This window comes from Streptomyces sp. CAI-85 (assembly GCF_013363615.1).
GTDB classification, from domain to species: domain Bacteria; phylum Actinomycetota; class Actinomycetes; order Streptomycetales; family Streptomycetaceae; genus Streptomyces; species Streptomyces antibioticus_B.
In genome coordinates, this window is record NZ_JAANNX010000091.1 from 1 (window position 1) to 14,619 (window position 14,619).

16 protein-coding genes are annotated in these 14,619 nt (G+C 64.2%); 4 read left to right on the plus strand and 12 right to left on the minus strand.

What is annotated here, in order from left to right:
• Nucleotides 1-62 precede the first annotated feature (62 nt).
• Nucleotides 63-1,382, minus strand: a complete 1,320-nt coding sequence (locus G6W55_RS35035) for an FtsK/SpoIIIE domain-containing protein (RefSeq protein ID WP_175524685.1) — start codon at nt 1,380-1,382, stop codon at nt 63-65.
• Nucleotides 1,382-1,732, minus strand: coding sequence for a hypothetical protein (locus G6W55_RS35040; protein ID WP_175524686.1), 351 nt, complete (start codon nt 1,730-1,732; stop codon nt 1,382-1,384). Before G6W55_RS35040 ends, G6W55_RS35035 begins: the two co-directional genes overlap by 1 nt.
• Before the next feature lie 206 nt (nt 1,733-1,938).
• Here G6W55_RS35040 and G6W55_RS35045 point away from each other — a divergent pair, with 206 nt between their 5' ends.
• Both G6W55_RS35045 and G6W55_RS35050 read left to right on the plus strand, forming a co-directional pair.
• Nucleotides 1,939-2,679, plus strand: a complete 741-nt coding sequence (locus G6W55_RS35045; protein ID WP_175524687.1) for a GntR family transcriptional regulator — start codon at nt 1,939-1,941, stop codon at nt 2,677-2,679.
• A 595-nt stretch (nt 2,680-3,274) separates the two neighbouring features.
• The gene (locus G6W55_RS35050; protein ID WP_175524688.1) at nt 3,275-4,216 is read left to right on the plus strand and encodes a restriction endonuclease; all 942 of its coding nucleotides are present in this window, start codon (nt 3,275-3,277) and stop codon (nt 4,214-4,216) included.
• 81 nt (nt 4,217-4,297) lie between these two features.
• Here the strand turns inward: G6W55_RS35050 and G6W55_RS35055 are convergent, their stop codons facing one another.
• Both G6W55_RS35055 and G6W55_RS35060 read right to left on the minus strand, forming a co-directional pair.
• A complete protein-coding gene (locus tag G6W55_RS35055; protein WP_175524689.1) occupies nt 4,298-5,038 on the minus strand; it encodes a hypothetical protein in 741 nt (246 codons plus the stop codon).
• 30 nt (nt 5,039-5,068) lie between these two features.
• A complete protein-coding gene (locus tag G6W55_RS35060) occupies nt 5,069-6,247 on the minus strand; it encodes a hypothetical protein (protein ID WP_175524690.1) in 1,179 nt (392 codons plus the stop codon).
• A 426-nt stretch (nt 6,248-6,673) separates the two neighbouring features.
• Between G6W55_RS35060 and G6W55_RS35065 the strand changes: the two genes are divergently transcribed.
• Nucleotides 6,674-7,159 (plus strand): DUF4265 domain-containing protein, encoded by a 486-nt coding sequence (locus tag G6W55_RS35065; RefSeq protein WP_175524691.1) that lies wholly within the window; start codon nt 6,674-6,676, stop codon nt 7,157-7,159.
• A 470-nt stretch (nt 7,160-7,629) separates the two neighbouring features.
• Here G6W55_RS35065 and G6W55_RS35070 read toward each other — a convergent pair whose 3' ends face one another.
• From G6W55_RS35070 to G6W55_RS35105, 8 genes are all read right to left on the minus strand, one after another.
• Complete coding sequence (locus tag G6W55_RS35070) at nt 7,630-8,160, minus strand: hypothetical protein (protein ID WP_175524692.1); 531 nt, start codon at nt 8,158-8,160, stop codon at nt 7,630-7,632.
• A 750-nt stretch (nt 8,161-8,910) separates the two neighbouring features.
• Nucleotides 8,911-9,486 carry a hypothetical protein gene (locus G6W55_RS35075; RefSeq protein ID WP_175524693.1) on the minus strand — a complete coding sequence of 192 codons (576 nt, stop codon included), beginning with the start codon at nt 9,484-9,486 and terminating at the stop codon, nt 8,911-8,913.
• The gene (locus tag G6W55_RS35080; protein WP_175524694.1) at nt 9,468-9,989 is read right to left on the minus strand and encodes a hypothetical protein; all 522 of its coding nucleotides are present in this window, start codon (nt 9,987-9,989) and stop codon (nt 9,468-9,470) included. The genes G6W55_RS35075 and G6W55_RS35080 overlap by 19 nt, the downstream gene beginning before the upstream one ends.
• A complete protein-coding gene (locus tag G6W55_RS39500) occupies nt 9,986-10,477 on the minus strand; it encodes an RNA polymerase sigma factor (protein WP_175524695.1) in 492 nt (163 codons plus the stop codon). Before G6W55_RS39500 ends, G6W55_RS35080 begins: the two co-directional genes overlap by 4 nt.
• A complete protein-coding gene (locus G6W55_RS35090; RefSeq protein WP_175524696.1) occupies nt 10,467-10,790 on the minus strand; it encodes a hypothetical protein in 324 nt (107 codons plus the stop codon). Before G6W55_RS35090 ends, G6W55_RS39500 begins: the two co-directional genes overlap by 11 nt.
• 603 nt (nt 10,791-11,393) lie before the next feature.
• Nucleotides 11,394-11,714 (minus strand): hypothetical protein, encoded by a 321-nt coding sequence (locus tag G6W55_RS35095; RefSeq protein ID WP_175524697.1) that lies wholly within the window; start codon nt 11,712-11,714, stop codon nt 11,394-11,396.
• 4 nt (nt 11,715-11,718) lie between these two features.
• The gene (locus tag G6W55_RS35100) at nt 11,719-12,039 is read right to left on the minus strand and encodes a hypothetical protein (protein ID WP_175524698.1); all 321 of its coding nucleotides are present in this window, start codon (nt 12,037-12,039) and stop codon (nt 11,719-11,721) included.
• Nucleotides 12,039-12,590 (minus strand): bifunctional DNA primase/polymerase, encoded by a 552-nt coding sequence (locus G6W55_RS35105; protein WP_375372501.1) that lies wholly within the window; start codon nt 12,588-12,590, stop codon nt 12,039-12,041. The genes G6W55_RS35100 and G6W55_RS35105 overlap by 1 nt, the downstream gene beginning before the upstream one ends.
• Before the next feature lie 391 nt (nt 12,591-12,981).
• Between G6W55_RS35105 and G6W55_RS35110 the strand changes: the two genes are divergently transcribed.
• Nucleotides 12,982-14,217: a hypothetical protein gene (locus G6W55_RS35110; RefSeq protein WP_175524700.1), complete on the plus strand. Its 1,236-nt coding sequence runs from the start codon at nt 12,982-12,984 to the stop codon at nt 14,215-14,217.
• The last annotated feature ends 402 nt before the right edge of the window (nt 14,218-14,619 follow it).

Below are 14,619 nucleotides of genomic sequence, written 5' to 3' on the forward strand. Positions count from 1 at the left end.
AACCAGATCAGCAGGCCGAGCAGCAGCACGGCGGACATGGACACCAGCACGGCAGTCCCCTCTCACAGCGCTTCAACGTGGAGTTCGGACAGGACAGGCGTCAGGTGCGCGTACTCGGCGGCCACGGCTTCCGCCTCCGCTTCCGTGATCAGGTGAGACCGCGCGCGTTCCCAGCCGTCGCCGGACGCAAGGACGGCTGTACCGGCCTGTTCCGGGGTGATGGCCTGCGCCGCCTTCAGTGCGTCCGGGTTGAGGTCACCCAGCGCCATCTCTGCCGTACCGGGGTCGGCCACGCGGTGACACACCCGGCCGCCGAGCTGTGCCCGCAATGCGGTGACACCAGGTCCGAGGTCGGAGCCGACACGCTGGCCGGCCACGACGAGGAACATCCCCAGCGCCGCCCCGAGTTGGGCCAGCCGGATCAACGCCGTACCGGCCGCATGCGCTTCGTCCTTCTCGCTCCGGCTCGCCACGAGGAAGAGTTCCGCGATCTCGTCGACGATCACGACGACGGGGACCGGGCGTTCCTTCTCGGGCAGGCCCCAGATGTTCCGGACGCGGGCCGCCCGGCACAGGGTCATCCGGTCGAGGGTCAGGTCGACGAGAGCCGCGAGCAGCCGGACCGCTTGCTCTCGGTTCGTCGCGAGGGCGGACAACCGCGGCTCGTAGAGGGACAGTTCCATGCCGCCCTTGCAGTCGATCCCGACCAGGGCGACGGGCTGCGGGGCGAGGCCCGCCACGAGAGCGTTGATCAGGGTCGATTTGCCGGAGCGGGTGGCGCCGACGATCAGCCAGTGAGGGATGCGCCGCAGGTCGACCACCCACGCGGCTCCGGTCTCGAGGGCGCCCACAGTCACGCGGAGCAGATGGCCGGGCCCTCGCTGCTTCGGCACCTGGGGATCGGCCAGCGGGTCGGCCGCCGAGGCGACGATTCGCACGACCCCCGGCTTCCAGGAGGTCACCCGCACCGCGTGCACCTGCCAGTTCTCCGCCATGGCAGGCGCAGCCTTGACGAAGTTCTCCGGCACCTGGCCCGGCAACACCCGCACGAGCAGTACGAAGCCGCCGGAGGTCGGGCGTATAAGCCCCCTCCGAGGCACTCGCGGCTGCGGCGGAGGCGCCCCCTTGCCGACGAGCCCGGACACCACGGTCAGCGCCGGCCGACGACTCACGGCGAGCCCGCAGCCGGCCATCAAGGGCCGCCAGGTCTGCACAACCCGGAAGGCCACGAACGGGAAGCCGCATAACAGCCACCAGGCAACGGGATAGCGGCGGCGCAGGGCCGGGCCTGCCAGAAGCAGACCCGACACCAGCACTGCGGCCACCACCAGAAGCCAGCTCGGCCAGGTCTCGCTGGCCGACGTAGCGGAGGCCAGCTTCATCACTGACTGGCCCCCTTACCCGCCGGAGTGGCGGGAGCGCTCAGGGGCCGGATCTCCGCAGCGCGGAACGCGATCCCGTGCCGCCCCTCGTTCTCCCACGGCGTGGCGACCAGGTCCCGCACGGCCACCGGCACGCCGAGCTGCACACCGGCCGGCTCACCGGCCACACTCACGTTCACGACGTCGGCCGACGTCCCCGCCATCAGGCAGAGACCGACCTGATACACGGTCTTGCCCGTGTCGCGGTCAACGCGGAGCTGACCTGTCTCACGGTTGGCGACCCGCGGAGCCGGGGGAACGGCACAGATGATCCCCGTGAACTTCGCGGTGTCGATCGGAAGGCTTGCCACTGTTCGGATCTCCTCTTCTCAGGCACCCGAAGGCTGTTCCTCCGGGCTGCTAGACCACCCGTAGTACGGGCGACACAGACAAGATTGGCCACCCGTAGTACGGGTTGTCAACCGCCTTCGCATGAGGGACGCTATGTTCCATCCACGAGTGAGACCGTTCCACTCGCGAGTGGAAGGACTACTGACCACGGCCGTGGAGGGCCCGCATGCCGCCGAAGAGCACACAGCCGAAGTACCGGCAGATCGCGGATTACCTGCGAGAAGGCATCCTGGACGGCACCTTTCCCGCCGGCCAACCGCTCCCGTCCGAGGAAGCGTTGGCGAAACAGTTCGGCGTGACGCGCCCCACAGTCCGTCAGGGACTGAGCGAGCTTCGGGCATCCGGTCTCGTCGAGGCCATCATGGGCCGCGGCACCTTCGCCCGCTCCCCCCACAACCGCCCCAGCCACACCCGCCCGCGCGGCGTGCGCCGAACCCCAGACGGCCGCTACGTCGAGGCGGACGGCATCCGCTGGACAGACGCCGAGCCCCCGGTAGCCACCCGCACCGACGCCCCGCTTGCACTCGCGGACCTACTCCGTATCCCGCCGGGCGAGCCGATGTTCACGTACGACGCGTTGCAGACAGCGGACCACGGCCGCCTCCGCCAACTCCACCGGACGTACGTGCCTTTCTCGGTACTGATCGACACCAAGTACGAGGAGGAGGCCCCACCGCCGGCGCCGGAGCTCTACACGGCGCTCGCCGACCTGGGCCACGAACTTCACTTCACGGAGTACGTCCGCACCCGCATGCCTCTGCCGGACCAGGCCCAAGCACTGCGCCTCGCCGACGGGGTTCCTCTGCTCCACATCCTCCGCGTGACCCTCACCGAGTCAGACAAGCCCCTGGCCCTGGAGGAGTTCCACCTTCGAGGCGACGAGCTGGAGCTCTCGTTCCGGCTGTAGCACAGCCCGGTTGGCTCAGACTTTCTCTACGTCATCAAGGCGGCTCGCTTCGCTCCCCGCGCGCGGCCCGGCCCCCGGCCGGGCCTGCGCTCCTGCCTTCGTCCCGCTCCAGCCCGGCCGGCGCCCGTGCCGCGCTCAAAGCATGCAGCCGCCTGATGCCAGAGAAGGGGCACGTTGTGGATGGGGCGGTCGGCGGAGCGGACCACGTCTCACTGCACCTTGCGGAGGCGTACCAGCTGGCCCCAGAACTAGACGAAGCCGTGCGTGAGGCGCACGAGGCCATCCGCATCCTGGCTATGGAGCGAGCCGATATTTTGGCCTTGCCCAGTGGCGCGGAGAGAAGTGCCGTTTTACTCCTGGAAGGTTAGGTACACCCTGGCCGATCCAAAGCCCCGGAACGTGCTTCGAGGGCCTGACTGGGGGTTGTGGTCATCTGGGTCGGCTGCCACACAGCAGGCGCTCTACGCGACCGAGGAGCACACCAGATGACCCGTTATCCGGTGTGGTGAAGCCTTACTGTGGTGCAGCTCAACGACCGTTCCCGCGGTACCGTGTTGGGGTAGCTGTCCTGGGTGGGGCTGGGGAAGAGGGGGCTATGCCGCAGAGCGCCAGTAGCAAGAAGATCAACCCGCGCGCCTACATAGCGCTGGCCGACGCACTCACGGTGATCTTCTGGAACAAGCCACCATTTGAGCGGTACCTCCGGGGGATGCTGCAAGACCACAGCGAGCTCTTGGCGCGGCTCGACTTCAGCAGCACCAAGCGGGAGACGTCTGGCGAGCTGGTTGATCTCCTCCGGGCTAATGAAGCCCGGTACCGCGACCTGACCGTCAAGCTCATGCTCGACGTTGCGGAGATGAAGCGTTTCTCCAACCTGGAACAACAGGTCGACCGTGCCGAGATGGTGGCTCGCGCTGAAGAAGCCGTGGCCGAGCTGCGCGAGTGGACTGAGCACCAGCGGTCCGTCATCCAGGAGCACAAGGACCACGCGGCCACCATCGCGGACAGTGCCAGGCAGGCGGAGCAGGCCCGGTTGTTCAACGCTGACCATGAGGCCCTGAAGACGCGCTTTTTCGAGATGCACGGGGCCAGCAACCCGCACCAGCGGGGCACCGACTTTGAAGGCTTCATCAACAAGCTCTTGGGGCTGTACGACCTCGAGCCCCGGGCGGCGTACAGCCTCGACCATGAGCAGATCGACGGTGCCTTCACCCACGCCACTGACCATTACGTCCTCGAGGCCAAGTGGTGGAAGGAAGCCATTGGCCGCCGGGAGCTCGACGTGTTCAAGAGCAACATCGAGCGTAAGGGGAAGAACACCCTGGGTCTGTACATCAGCATGAGCGGCTTCACCTCGGACGCCCTGGACGTGTACAGCTACAGCACGCCCTTCATCACCATGGACGGCAGTGACTTCATGGCGGTGCTGGAGCAGCGCATCCGCCTGGACGACCTAATCGCCCGGAAGCGCCAGCACGCCAGCCAGACCGGTCACTGCTATCTGCCGGTGTCCGCCATCTTCTCGGGGACGGATTGAGCGCATAAGCGCAAACAGAGGCTGCTGAACGTCCTTAGGGGCTGGGCTGCCTCTTGGACTGGGCCGTGGCCGGCGCCTAGCTCACGGCGCGCCGCTCAAGGAGTTCCACCAGGCGGCGACCAGCCTGCGGATGAAGTCTTCACCCGCAGCAAGGGTCATCGTGAGCTTGGGAGGACCACCTCCCATCCGCGCATGGCGGGCAGCACTACCACTTACATCAGGGCGGTTGGCCGAGGCCTTGAAGGCGGACAGCTCTGCATCCGGCACCCATTTCTTGGCCTTCAACGCTTGTTCGCTCCCGACACTATCCCGGACGATCTCATACAGCTTGTATAGATCAACCCAGCTGAGCGAAACGCTGAACTGACCCAGAATCGTCAGAGCCTCTGCTACGTCAGTGTGGCTCATGGCCAGTCGAAGGAACCCAGGACCCTCCGGGGGTGGTGCCGGCCTAGGTACTGACGATTGTCCGTCCATGACGACGGCGACAGCCTTGGCGTTGAACCGTGCCTCAACGGTCTCTGCTTGCACGATGTGGTGACGACGCCCGTTACCTGCACCGTCATCCTCAACGAAGGTGCCAGGCAGACTGACCGGGCGAAAGCTGCTGTCGAGAATGCGCGCCACGCCAGTTACGCGCTGGAGTAGTCGGTTGGCGACCTCGATCAAGCGGCCCCCGTCACCCATGAGCCCCTCCAGCTCGGCTGAGCTGAGGTAGTAGCCGTCTTTCTCCTTACTGACCTTCGGGTCACCGTCACGGAAGAGTTCCATCAAAGCGTCCAGGTCGAACGGATGGCCCTCGAGCTTGGCCTTCACCGTCATTACTTATCCTTTCGAGGCTCTGGCGTCGGCTCACTGAAGTTGGTCGATGCAGACCCGGAGAAGCGCGTTCAGCGCGGCCGCCTGAGGCAGGTCATGCATGGAGATGACGTCAGCGCTGGCCCGGATTTGCCGGTGTAGTACGTCATCCGCCTGCGTCTTGAAGTCGAGCAAGCGGGTCATGTACTTCTTGTCTGTCCGGCTCCAGGTGTAGTTGTTCACCGCCGCCTCAAACGACTTGTGGCCGAGGATTGGCGGCACGTGGTCGATGACGGCGCGCAGCAGGGCGTGGCACGAGTAGGCATGACCATCCGCGTAGTTGTCATCCAGCTCCCGCAGCAGCGCAATGAGCTTGTCGACGCTCAGCTTGGTCTTGCCCTGCTTCTCCAACAGCTCATTGCGGAGACCGGCATTCACGTAGAGCTTGGGTTCGGCCACCACCTCGATGGTGGGCGCCAGCTCCGCTTCGGCGACTGCGGCCGTCATGGTGATCTGAGCGTTGTCGAAAGCGACGTTGTTGCTGCTGCTGCCGCTGACGACGTTGCGGATGCCGCCGCTAAGGAAGTACTTGGACTCGTACTCCCGCTCCAAGCGCTCCACTTCTTCCACCTGGCGCCGGACATACTTCTCGACGTCGGTGCCCACGCCGTGGAACTTGAGAATCTGTCGGTGCAGCTCGTACCGCCAGGACTCAGAGCCGTTGGGCTTGGTGTACCAGCCCTGAGTGCCGCGCGACAACACCGGCTCATGCTGAAGCAGGCTCGGGACGACGCGCATGAACGCCGGGTTCAAGTCGGGAAACTGCTGCGCCACCTCATCCGCTTCCACGAAGTGACGCTGTACCGAGTTCGGCGACGGCCGGACGTCCAGCTGGCGCTCGATGAAGTACTCGGTGAGTCGCAGAAGCTTGTGCGCTACGGGGCGAAACTCTTCCAGATGCAGCGCTGCCGCCATGGTCAAGCTCGGGCGGCTGTCGTCTGCAAGGTGATTCTGGTCGAACCAGGCCAGCCCATATGACGACCGCCCAACCGACCGGTCACCGACATGCGGCAGCGACTTCAGCTGCTCCTCGGCGTCCAGGCCCAAGCCGTACATCTTCGTGACGACGTAGTTCCAGACAGGCCACTGGCCGTGCAACCCGAACGGCGCGGTCATGAGGGTCATAAGCGACAGTTGCGCCTTGGACAGCTCGGCCTGGAGCAGGTTGGGCATGATCATCCACTCTTGAGATCATTCGCAGAGATGGCCTCAGATGGTACGCCGGGTCACTGACAGTGGGCCATGGCTTTGAGGTTCATCGATCAACGCCGGGACGGGGAGCCCCGGTAATCCAGTAGCCGGTCCATTGCAGGTCAGCGGGACACTCATGCGTGGAGAGCCTGAGCTTCCCAAGCTGAGGGCTCCGGCATCGTCGTCACAGGTCGGCCGTGGTGGCGTGCTCTGGCCGACGGCATTGCCAGCGTGGCTGAGGCAGGTGGGGGTACAGCGAGACACACGCGCGCCTGATCGGTCGGCGTACCCGCCGTAGTGGCTGACGGTCGTCGGCTGAGGCGCAGACGAACCTGCGTCCAACTCTGGGCAGACCTCTCCCGTCACCCACCTACGGCTGACGTGGCAGGACTGTGCATCCTGGGCACCATGACGAACCCCGAAGGCCCTTACGTGAAGGTGCATTTCCGGCTGGAGATCGAGGATGACTGGCCCCCCGCGTCGGTGGAGAGTCTGTGGGCGGTCGACCAGGGGGACGGCACCGCGCGGCTCGACAACATCCCGTGGTTCGTTCGCGGCATCGCCTGCGGGGACGTCGTGGCCACCGAGCCCGACGAGGAAGGTGTGCGGTGGGCCGGCGACGTGGTCCGGCGTTCGGAGAACTGCACCATCCGCCTCATCGTCCTCCGAGACGGCGGTTCGGGAGCAGCACGGCAGAGCGTGATCAACGCGTTCCACAAACTCGGCGTCGACGGCGAGGGCATCGAAAGGTTCCGCATGGTCGCCCTGGACGTCCCGCCCACCGCTGATCTCGCCAAGGTCCAAAGGCTGCTCCAGCACGGGGTAACCAAAGAGTGGTGGCACATGGAAGAGGGCTGCATCACCGCGCAGTGGCGAGCCGCTTCCGTCGGCTGACGCCGTTCAGCGTGCCCATGGCTGGGCCGTCCCTGGGCCGTCCGACGTCGCTCGACAGCGGCCAATGACGACCAACGACGACCACCAGGCGCACGATGCCACCGCCCCTGACCAGCAAAGACCCAGCTCACCAAGATCCCCGGCAAGACCCAGGGCAAGAAGACAGATCTTGACTCGCCCATTAGGTAACGCCGCCCGCCATTGCTGTTGAGCACAGCATGGTATTTACTCCACCGCCTCGCCCGGTCTTTCATTTTCATCCTCGTCGGACTGCAAAGAATTGATGAGGTGAAGGATGTCCCTCTCGGACATCCCGGTTGCGTCGATATGGATGGACCTATTTGCGCCTTTAATTGAGATCGAGACGGTCTTACCCGCCTCACTCCTAGCCTTTCGGAGTGCGTTTAGAACTGAAATGAAAGCAAACCCGGCAGTGAGTGCACTCACGAGGATTGTAGCCAATTCAAAGGTCACTGTTGCCTCAACTCCGCGCGAATAATGCTCATACCGCTAGCTGCAAAACTAATGATGAACAGGGTTGTCGACCACGAAGAGATGAATCCTTTATCGATGTTGGACTTCTCGTCCGCCAAAGCCGTGATGTACCCAAACCACAGGGTGGTAAAGATGGCTACTGCGGTATTTGAGCAGGCCAGCAGAGTTGTCAGCCAGTCTTTAGAGGCCCCCTTAGCCCATAGATCACCGGCGGCTGCGGCGGCCATTCCGGTCGTAATGATCAACAACTCCCCGTCTCCGGCCAGGTCTGAATAGGCTACCGCTTCCCCCTTGGTACTTTTGAAGAAGTACGCGGCGATTAGAGGCAAGACCGACAAGACGACTGAAAAGGAGAACCAAAGCATGGCTTTAATAACGGCCTTTTCCCAGGCGGGAGGCTCTAATTGCCGCGTGGCTTGAACTTCTGGAGCGACTCTTTGTCTCGCCTCATCCGAAGCAGTTCCGGCACTCCCGATGGATGTCTGTGCGGGGTCGGCTTCTGTCATCTCATTCCAGAGCTCTAATGGCGGCCACACGATGGCTGGGACAGCCTGACAGTACCCGCAAACTGGCGAGCATGACGCTCCAATCTCACAACTTGCACTACCGACGCTACCCACAGTGGCAGGCTCCTGAGGAGCCAACGTCGGCTCAGACCCGGGTCCGCCGCACACCGGTGCAGCGCTGTCCGCGGATCGTTGAGATGCTTTCGTGATCATCGCTGTCTCGGACGGGCATGACCCGGCCTACCAGCTCCAGACGAGCTTGCTCACGCTGATCTTTGACATAGCACTCATCAGCATCGGGCGGACGCTACGGCGAACCGGACGGCTGCCTGCGTATCTCGACTTCAGACAGCAGGCATCGAGCTCGCTTGTGCCGCAAGAGGGCAAGAGCGCCGGCGCTATGAAGCTCGAGCAGCCGCGATAGCCACGGGTGGGTTCTTCCTCTTCGGTACCGTGTGCCTCGTACTCGGCACACTGCATGTGCACAGTCCCTGAGGACAGGCCGCCCTGCCAGAGCGCGCGCAGCCTGGGTGAGTGTCTAACTGCGTGACAACGCCGGCACACAACGACGGACGGACGCGAACTCCAGTGGACCGTCAGCGCAGGTAGGCGGCACACGAATCCAAGACCGAACAGTCACCCAAGTTGGCTTCGGGACGAAGCAGTCGCTCCGCAGGGTGTGCCGCATGACCGACGCCCCAGCCTCCCGAGTGCAGCCAGCCCATGAAGGCCGGGCGGCTTCGTCCTCTCTCAGCGGGAGGACGATGCCTCACTACCGCAGATCCCAGATCTGACCTCCATCGCATCGGCGAGTTGCATATAGCGGCGACGCTCTCGTAATCCAGCTCGGGGACTGGATTTTAATAGACCCCAGGCATGCCGACTTCGGTTTACTCCGCGAGTCTGAAGCAGCGCGTACAGCGTGTCCTCTCGGTGCGTCACCTGCTCGGTCGGCGGCATCCAGAATGCGCTATAAGCGGCCACTGCTTCCGGCATACTCGACATCGTGAGCAGATACCAACCGCCCAGGAAGGTAACTGCGGCGGGAAGCATGCTGCCCACGACACTAAAGAAATCGGAGTCGAATACCAGCACTGCGCTGATAAGGGCGAGCGCAGTGGCCAGAAAGGATAGAATGCTATACAGAATCTTATTCTTCGCAACAGTAGTACGATTCTGTTCACCTTGAGCATCGATATACTCAAGGCCGCCAATGATCAGTTGCCGAGACGAGATCAGAAACCCGAGCAGTAACTGTCCAGGCAGAAGGAACGCGACATTGTAGACTTCAGTGAAAAAGAACCTAATCACCGCGCGCGCCCCCATTTAACCCATCCAGGAAGCCAGCCGCTCTTTTCCTGCCTTGCATGCTGGCCGTTCCTGGCTGCCGATTCCGCCTCCACGAATACCTCGGTAATTCCACCGTGGGCTCCATCGGCGACTTCGTAGGAGCGACGGATCAAGTCGCCGACCTCTTCCTCGTACTCGTCCAGCAGGCCGGCGCTGACGAACTCACACAGGACCTGGCGAGCATCGCTGAGCGGGATGCCGGTGCTCTCTGCCACCTGGAGCAGGTCGACTCGGCCTCGTTCAGGGGTACGGAAGTAGCGGGCGATCTCCTTAACTGTGTGGTTGTGCAGCAGTCCTCCTCGCGCCCTCGTGGCCAGTTCTAGGGCAAGTTCTTGTGCCTTCTCCCTGCGCCGCGCCTCGACCTTGACTCGCTCGAGTGCGGCGGCAACGGCCTGAGGGGCGGAGTAGGCAGCGACGACTCGAGCATAAGCGTCGTCGGGATTCTCTGTCTCGAAGCTAGGAGTCGGATCCATACTCATACCCCCTCTTCCATTCCAAGTTCTCGCCGCAGTGTGCGGCGCGCGTGCGAAAGGTTGCCGCGCGCCTGTTCGGAGGTGCAGTCGAGAATTTCTGCAATCTCACCGGGCTTCATATCGGCGAGGGTGAGCGTCATAACTTCCTGCTGCCGACGCGGCAAGGATTTGACGGCAGCCCCGGTCGTCAGAGCCATTTCCAGCGCTGCAAGATCGCCGGCAGCATGTTCGTCAGTGAGCGGTGTTTCAGGGAGTGGCTCATGTTGCTGCTTGGCTTGCCGAACAGCTTCGCGAAAAGCGACTGTCCGCACCCATGCCATCGGCGCTCGAACTCTCTCCCAGTTCAGCAGCAGAAGTGTCATGCTCTCGGCGACCGCATCCTCCGCGACCTGTCGAGTAAACCTGTGATGACAGATCAGCATAGCCACCACCTTCGGATATTGGTCTTTGAAGAAGGCATTGAAGACCTCATGGTCAACCGCCTCACTCCCCACCCCTGCCGTCCTCCCCTTGAGGGCTCTCACCTGGCCTGAGTACATTTCTGCCGACTAGGACCACAACAGTGATCAGAGTCACCAAAAGGGCCGCTGCCAGAGTGATTCCGGTGGACTTGGTCGTCGAATACAAGATACCGAGGCCGCCCAAGATCGTGTTGATGAGCAGCACAAGACTGTTGATTTCGTTCGACTTCTGCCCAACACCACTGGCCCCACCAGCAGCCTTCATCCCCTGGCCCGACCCGTTGGTGATGCGCGGGAGCTGGTCGGCACCATCACCGGAGATTTCCCACTCACTGTTGTCCGTCATGCTTCTTGGAGGAGTTGTCTCGCGGCACCGTGAAATGTGATGTGGGTCACATGCGCCAATGTAGGCGACCTATGCGGGCTCTCAAGGGCTACCAAGGCGGTCTCGACTGCCGCACGCGTCTGCGCCTGCCTCCTCCGACCGCACGAAGCTGGTTGCTGTACAGCAGCGAGCTACAGCAACCACAGTGATCACAGCTGACCGTCAGGAACCGTCAGTGGCCGACTGACCAGCCTCCCAGACCTCAGTGACCGAGAAGCCGAGAGTTCGGGACGAAGCGGTCGTGTCAGATCCAGTGGGCAACCACAGGGAACAGCGGAGTTTCAGGCGGCAGTCCATCAGAAGACCAGCGCTCCGAGCCGCAGGTCAGCAGGAAGGCCCATGCTAGGGGGCGTGAGCTTCCCAAGCTGATGTCACCCTTCGGCCTGCCGCTTCGTCCGGGCTGCGGCGCTGGGGCGCCGGTCCCGGCCGAGCGGCAGGCGGGGTACGCCGAGACAGCAAGTAGCCCCGTACGACAGCGTTGGGGGAAACGATGTCGTACGGGGCCAGACCAGCTGATCGCGGGAGCACGCTCGGAGCGCGGCCAACCGGCGTTCGAGAAGCAGTTCAGGCCGCAGGTGCTTCCCGCCGTGCAGTCGCAGGTGTTTCAGCCGTCGTGCCGTGCAGTTCCGCTCGCAGTCCTGCCGCGATCAGCGTCGCCAGCAGTTCGGCCGCTTCAGGACGTACGGTCCCGAGCTGCACCAGTCCGTCACCGACGACGTTCACGTCCGCCACCAGGCCGGGGAAGTCGGAGTCCAGTCCCAGCAGGACAAGTTGATCGGCCAAGGCGCTGGCGCTTTGTCGTGCGCGGTTCCAGCCGCGGACGTAGGGCACTCCGGGCATCAAGTCCTCCGCCCGTTTAGCCACCACTCCTCGCCGGTCGGTCATGGTGTCAGGTCCTTTCCTTGTGTTCTTCGACGGCGGTCGGTGTGCGTCCGTCGCCGTCACGGTCTTGGCCGAATCCACGTGCCAGTGCCAGGCGCAGGAGTTCCGCGAGGCGCTCGGCCGTGTCGGGGGACACCCGGCCCAACTCGACGAGACCGTGCCCGAAGGCATTCAAGTCCGCTCGCAGGTAGGGGAATTCCTTCTCCAGGCCGGCGCGCACGAGGGCGTCCCGCACTGCCGTGGTCGCGTTTCGGGCCGCGTACCAGCCCTCGCTGTCGAGAGGCGACCACGCGGCGGCGTCGCGTCCGTCGGTCGACTCATTCGGCATCAGTGGTCTGTCTCCTCGGGAAGGGCAGCGACCGCCGCGTACGGGGTCGGGTACCTCTCGTCGAAGCGGGCAATCCGGGCCAGGAGTTCCGCGGAGGCGACCAGCGCGGTCGCGAGGGCGACCGGGCGGAGCGGGTTGGCCTCCGGCCGGCGCATCGGGGCGCGAAGCCACTGGTAGCGGTCGTCGGACAGCGGGATGGGGCCCGGCACGACGACCGCGCAGCCCGCTCCGAGGTACCGGTACGGCGGTGGGGATGACGTCTCGCGTCCCAGGTAGAACAGGAACGTCTCACGGGCCTCCGAGCCGAGGAAGAACCCGACTCGCTGCGCCTTGCGGTCGGCGATCGCCGGTCCGAACGGCATTCCGCTGCGCTGGAGGCGGTCGAACATCTCCATCCCGAGGCGCTGTTCCACGCTCAGCACGTCGAAGAAGCGGCCGGTCGGCAGCAGGCTGGGCCTTCGCGGGTCGTCCGCCCAGACCTGTCGGCACTCGGCCGGGTTGTCCGCCGCCGCGGACAGCCACTCGATGCCCCGCCTCGTCATCCTCTGCACGTCGTCTCACCCTCAGTCGGAGATACCGTGCGGCCCCGGTGCCGCCGTGAACCCAGACTCACGGCCCAGCCCCTGCCCAGGGCAGATGACGAGGGGTGACGGGGGATGACGCGTCCACGCGCGCCACGTCATCCCCCGTCACCCCCAGTGCGTGGACGATCTCCGATTACTGCCTGCAAGAAGCAATCACCAGCGCGTACATTCGATCAGACAGGCCGAGTTGCCACGCCGGCGCATGCGCACGGGAGCGAAGGGTCACGTCTTCATGAAGCCGACCAGTGCCCGCTTACGCGAGGCTCGTATCAGCCGGGGCTGGAGCCAGCCGCGGCTGGTGAGGGAGTTGCGCCAGGCGGCCACCCACCGTGGACATCAGCTCCCGTCGGACACCAGCGTGAAGCGCCGCATCGCCAGTTGGGAGAACGACCACAGCACCCCCGACGACTTCTACGGCCCGCTGCTCTGCGATGCCTTCGCCGTAAGTGCGGTGGAACTCGGACTCAGTCACGGAGAGGCGAAAGACGCTCCCGTACTCGACGCCGCGTATCCCGCCAGCCCCGATGACGCCATCCAGACGGTCAGCCAGCTGTGGCGCGCGGATCTGAATCAGTACGACCCGCTGCTCAGGGCAGAGCCGTCCGAGCCGGCGTGGAACGAAGCGTCCCTTCGTTGGCTGGTCGCGCCGGAGCCAGGCATCCCCCGCCCGCGCACCGAGGGAATGCGAGTCGGCCTCGGTGACGTGGCTGCGATCAAGACCACGGCAGACATGTTCGCCCAGCTCGACGACCAGTTCGGCGGAGACCACGCACGTCACTCCGTCATCCAGTACCTCAACAACGACGTGACCCCGATGCTCCGCGGCAAATACACCCAGCAAGTGGGCCGAGTTCTCTTCTCTACCGTCGCGGAAGCCACGCTCCTTGCCGGCTGGATGTCGTACGACGCCTGTCACCACGGCCTCGCCCAGCGATACTTCCTCCAGGCGCTCCGCCTCGCTCAGGACGCCAACGACCGACGCTTAGCGGGCAGCATCCTGTCAGCGATGAGTCACCAAGCAACCTTCCTCGGCCGGTACACCCAGGCCGCCACGCTCGCCCGTGCAGCACTCATGGGCATTTCCCCCGTAGCCACGCCAACATTGCGGGCCCAGTTCCACGCGATGGATGCCCGCGCCCTTGCCCGCACCGGGGATGTTGCAGCCTGCGAGGCCGCCCTGAGCGCGGCGACCAAGGCGCTTGAGAGTCGGAACAGCGAGGACGAGCCTGAGTGGATCAGCTACTTCGATGAGGCGGAGCTTGCCGCCGAGGCCGCCCACTGCTTCCGTGACGTCAACAGGGCTCGCCAGGCGGTAGCGCATGCAGAAAACGCCATGAGCGGCAGCCACGTACGAAGCGACTTCTTCGCGACCATGGTTCTCGCCGATGCTCACTTGCGCGCGGGTGACGTCGAGGAGGCATGCCGTGTCGCTCTCGATGCCATGGATCTCGGTGAGCAGCTGAAGTCCGCGCGCTGCATCAGCTACCTCGCCGAGTTCCGGCAGAACCTGACCGCGGCAGGCCCCAGTGCCGCAGCGCGTGAGCTTGCAGAAGAGGCGCGAGAGCACCGGTTGTGGGTTGCCGCGGAAGGGTAGATCTTCCAGCAGGCCCTTGGAGCCCATTGGTGCAGTGCTGAGGGTTGTATTACCCGCCGCGCCTACGGCTTGTCTGACGGTCTATGCCGTCACCATTCCAGTGGCTACAGTGGATATTCCTGTTAAGTCCGTAGTCCTCGTAGTCGAGGGCTCTCGGGGGCGTCGGAAGGCTCCGGTCTTCCGGCCCGTCATCACGACACCCTCGGAGGGCATATGGAAGTGGCGGGTTGGGCGGCAGTGGCTGTCGGCTCGATCGCGGGAGGTGTGACCGTTCTCGGCTACCTCGCCGATCAAGTCCCAGGACTGTCGAACAAAATGATCAAAGCTGTGCGCTCGGTTCGTGCCGTTAAGACGACGTTTCCTTTGGCGAGGAGAGTCGTTGTGTTGGTATGACGAGTCTTG

Excerpts from the sequence above, each read along its gene's own strand:
- G6W55_RS35045 (WP_175524687.1), top strand. The coding sequence starts at position 1,939 with ATGCCGCCGAAGAGCACACAGCCGAAGTACCGGCAGATCGCGGATTAC.
- G6W55_RS35070 (WP_175524692.1), bottom strand. The coding sequence starts at position 8,160 with ATGACAGAAGCCGACCCCGCACAGACATCCATCGGGAGTGCCGGAACT.
- G6W55_RS35080 (WP_175524694.1), bottom strand. The coding sequence starts at position 9,989 with ATGAGTATGGATCCGACTCCTAGCTTCGAGACAGAGAATCCCGACGAC.
- G6W55_RS35050 (WP_175524688.1), top strand. The coding sequence starts at position 3,275 with ATGCCGCAGAGCGCCAGTAGCAAGAAGATCAACCCGCGCGCCTACATA.
- G6W55_RS35100 (WP_175524698.1), bottom strand. The coding sequence starts at position 12,039 with ATGCCGAATGAGTCGACCGACGGACGCGACGCCGCCGCGTGGTCGCCT.
- G6W55_RS35060 (WP_175524690.1), bottom strand. The coding sequence starts at position 6,247 with ATGCCCAACCTGCTCCAGGCCGAGCTGTCCAAGGCGCAACTGTCGCTT.
- G6W55_RS35065 (WP_175524691.1), top strand. The coding sequence starts at position 6,674 with ATGACGAACCCCGAAGGCCCTTACGTGAAGGTGCATTTCCGGCTGGAG.
- G6W55_RS35090 (WP_175524696.1), bottom strand. The coding sequence starts at position 10,790 with ATGACGGACAACAGTGAGTGGGAAATCTCCGGTGATGGTGCCGACCAG.
- G6W55_RS35095 (WP_175524697.1), bottom strand. The coding sequence starts at position 11,714 with ATGACCGACCGGCGAGGAGTGGTGGCTAAACGGGCGGAGGACTTGATG.
- G6W55_RS35075 (WP_175524693.1), bottom strand. The coding sequence starts at position 9,486 with ATGGGGGCGCGCGCGGTGATTAGGTTCTTTTTCACTGAAGTCTACAAT.
- G6W55_RS35035 (WP_175524685.1), bottom strand. The coding sequence starts at position 1,382 with ATGAAGCTGGCCTCCGCTACGTCGGCCAGCGAGACCTGGCCGAGCTGG.
- G6W55_RS35055 (WP_175524689.1), bottom strand. The coding sequence starts at position 5,038 with ATGACGGTGAAGGCCAAGCTCGAGGGCCATCCGTTCGACCTGGACGCT.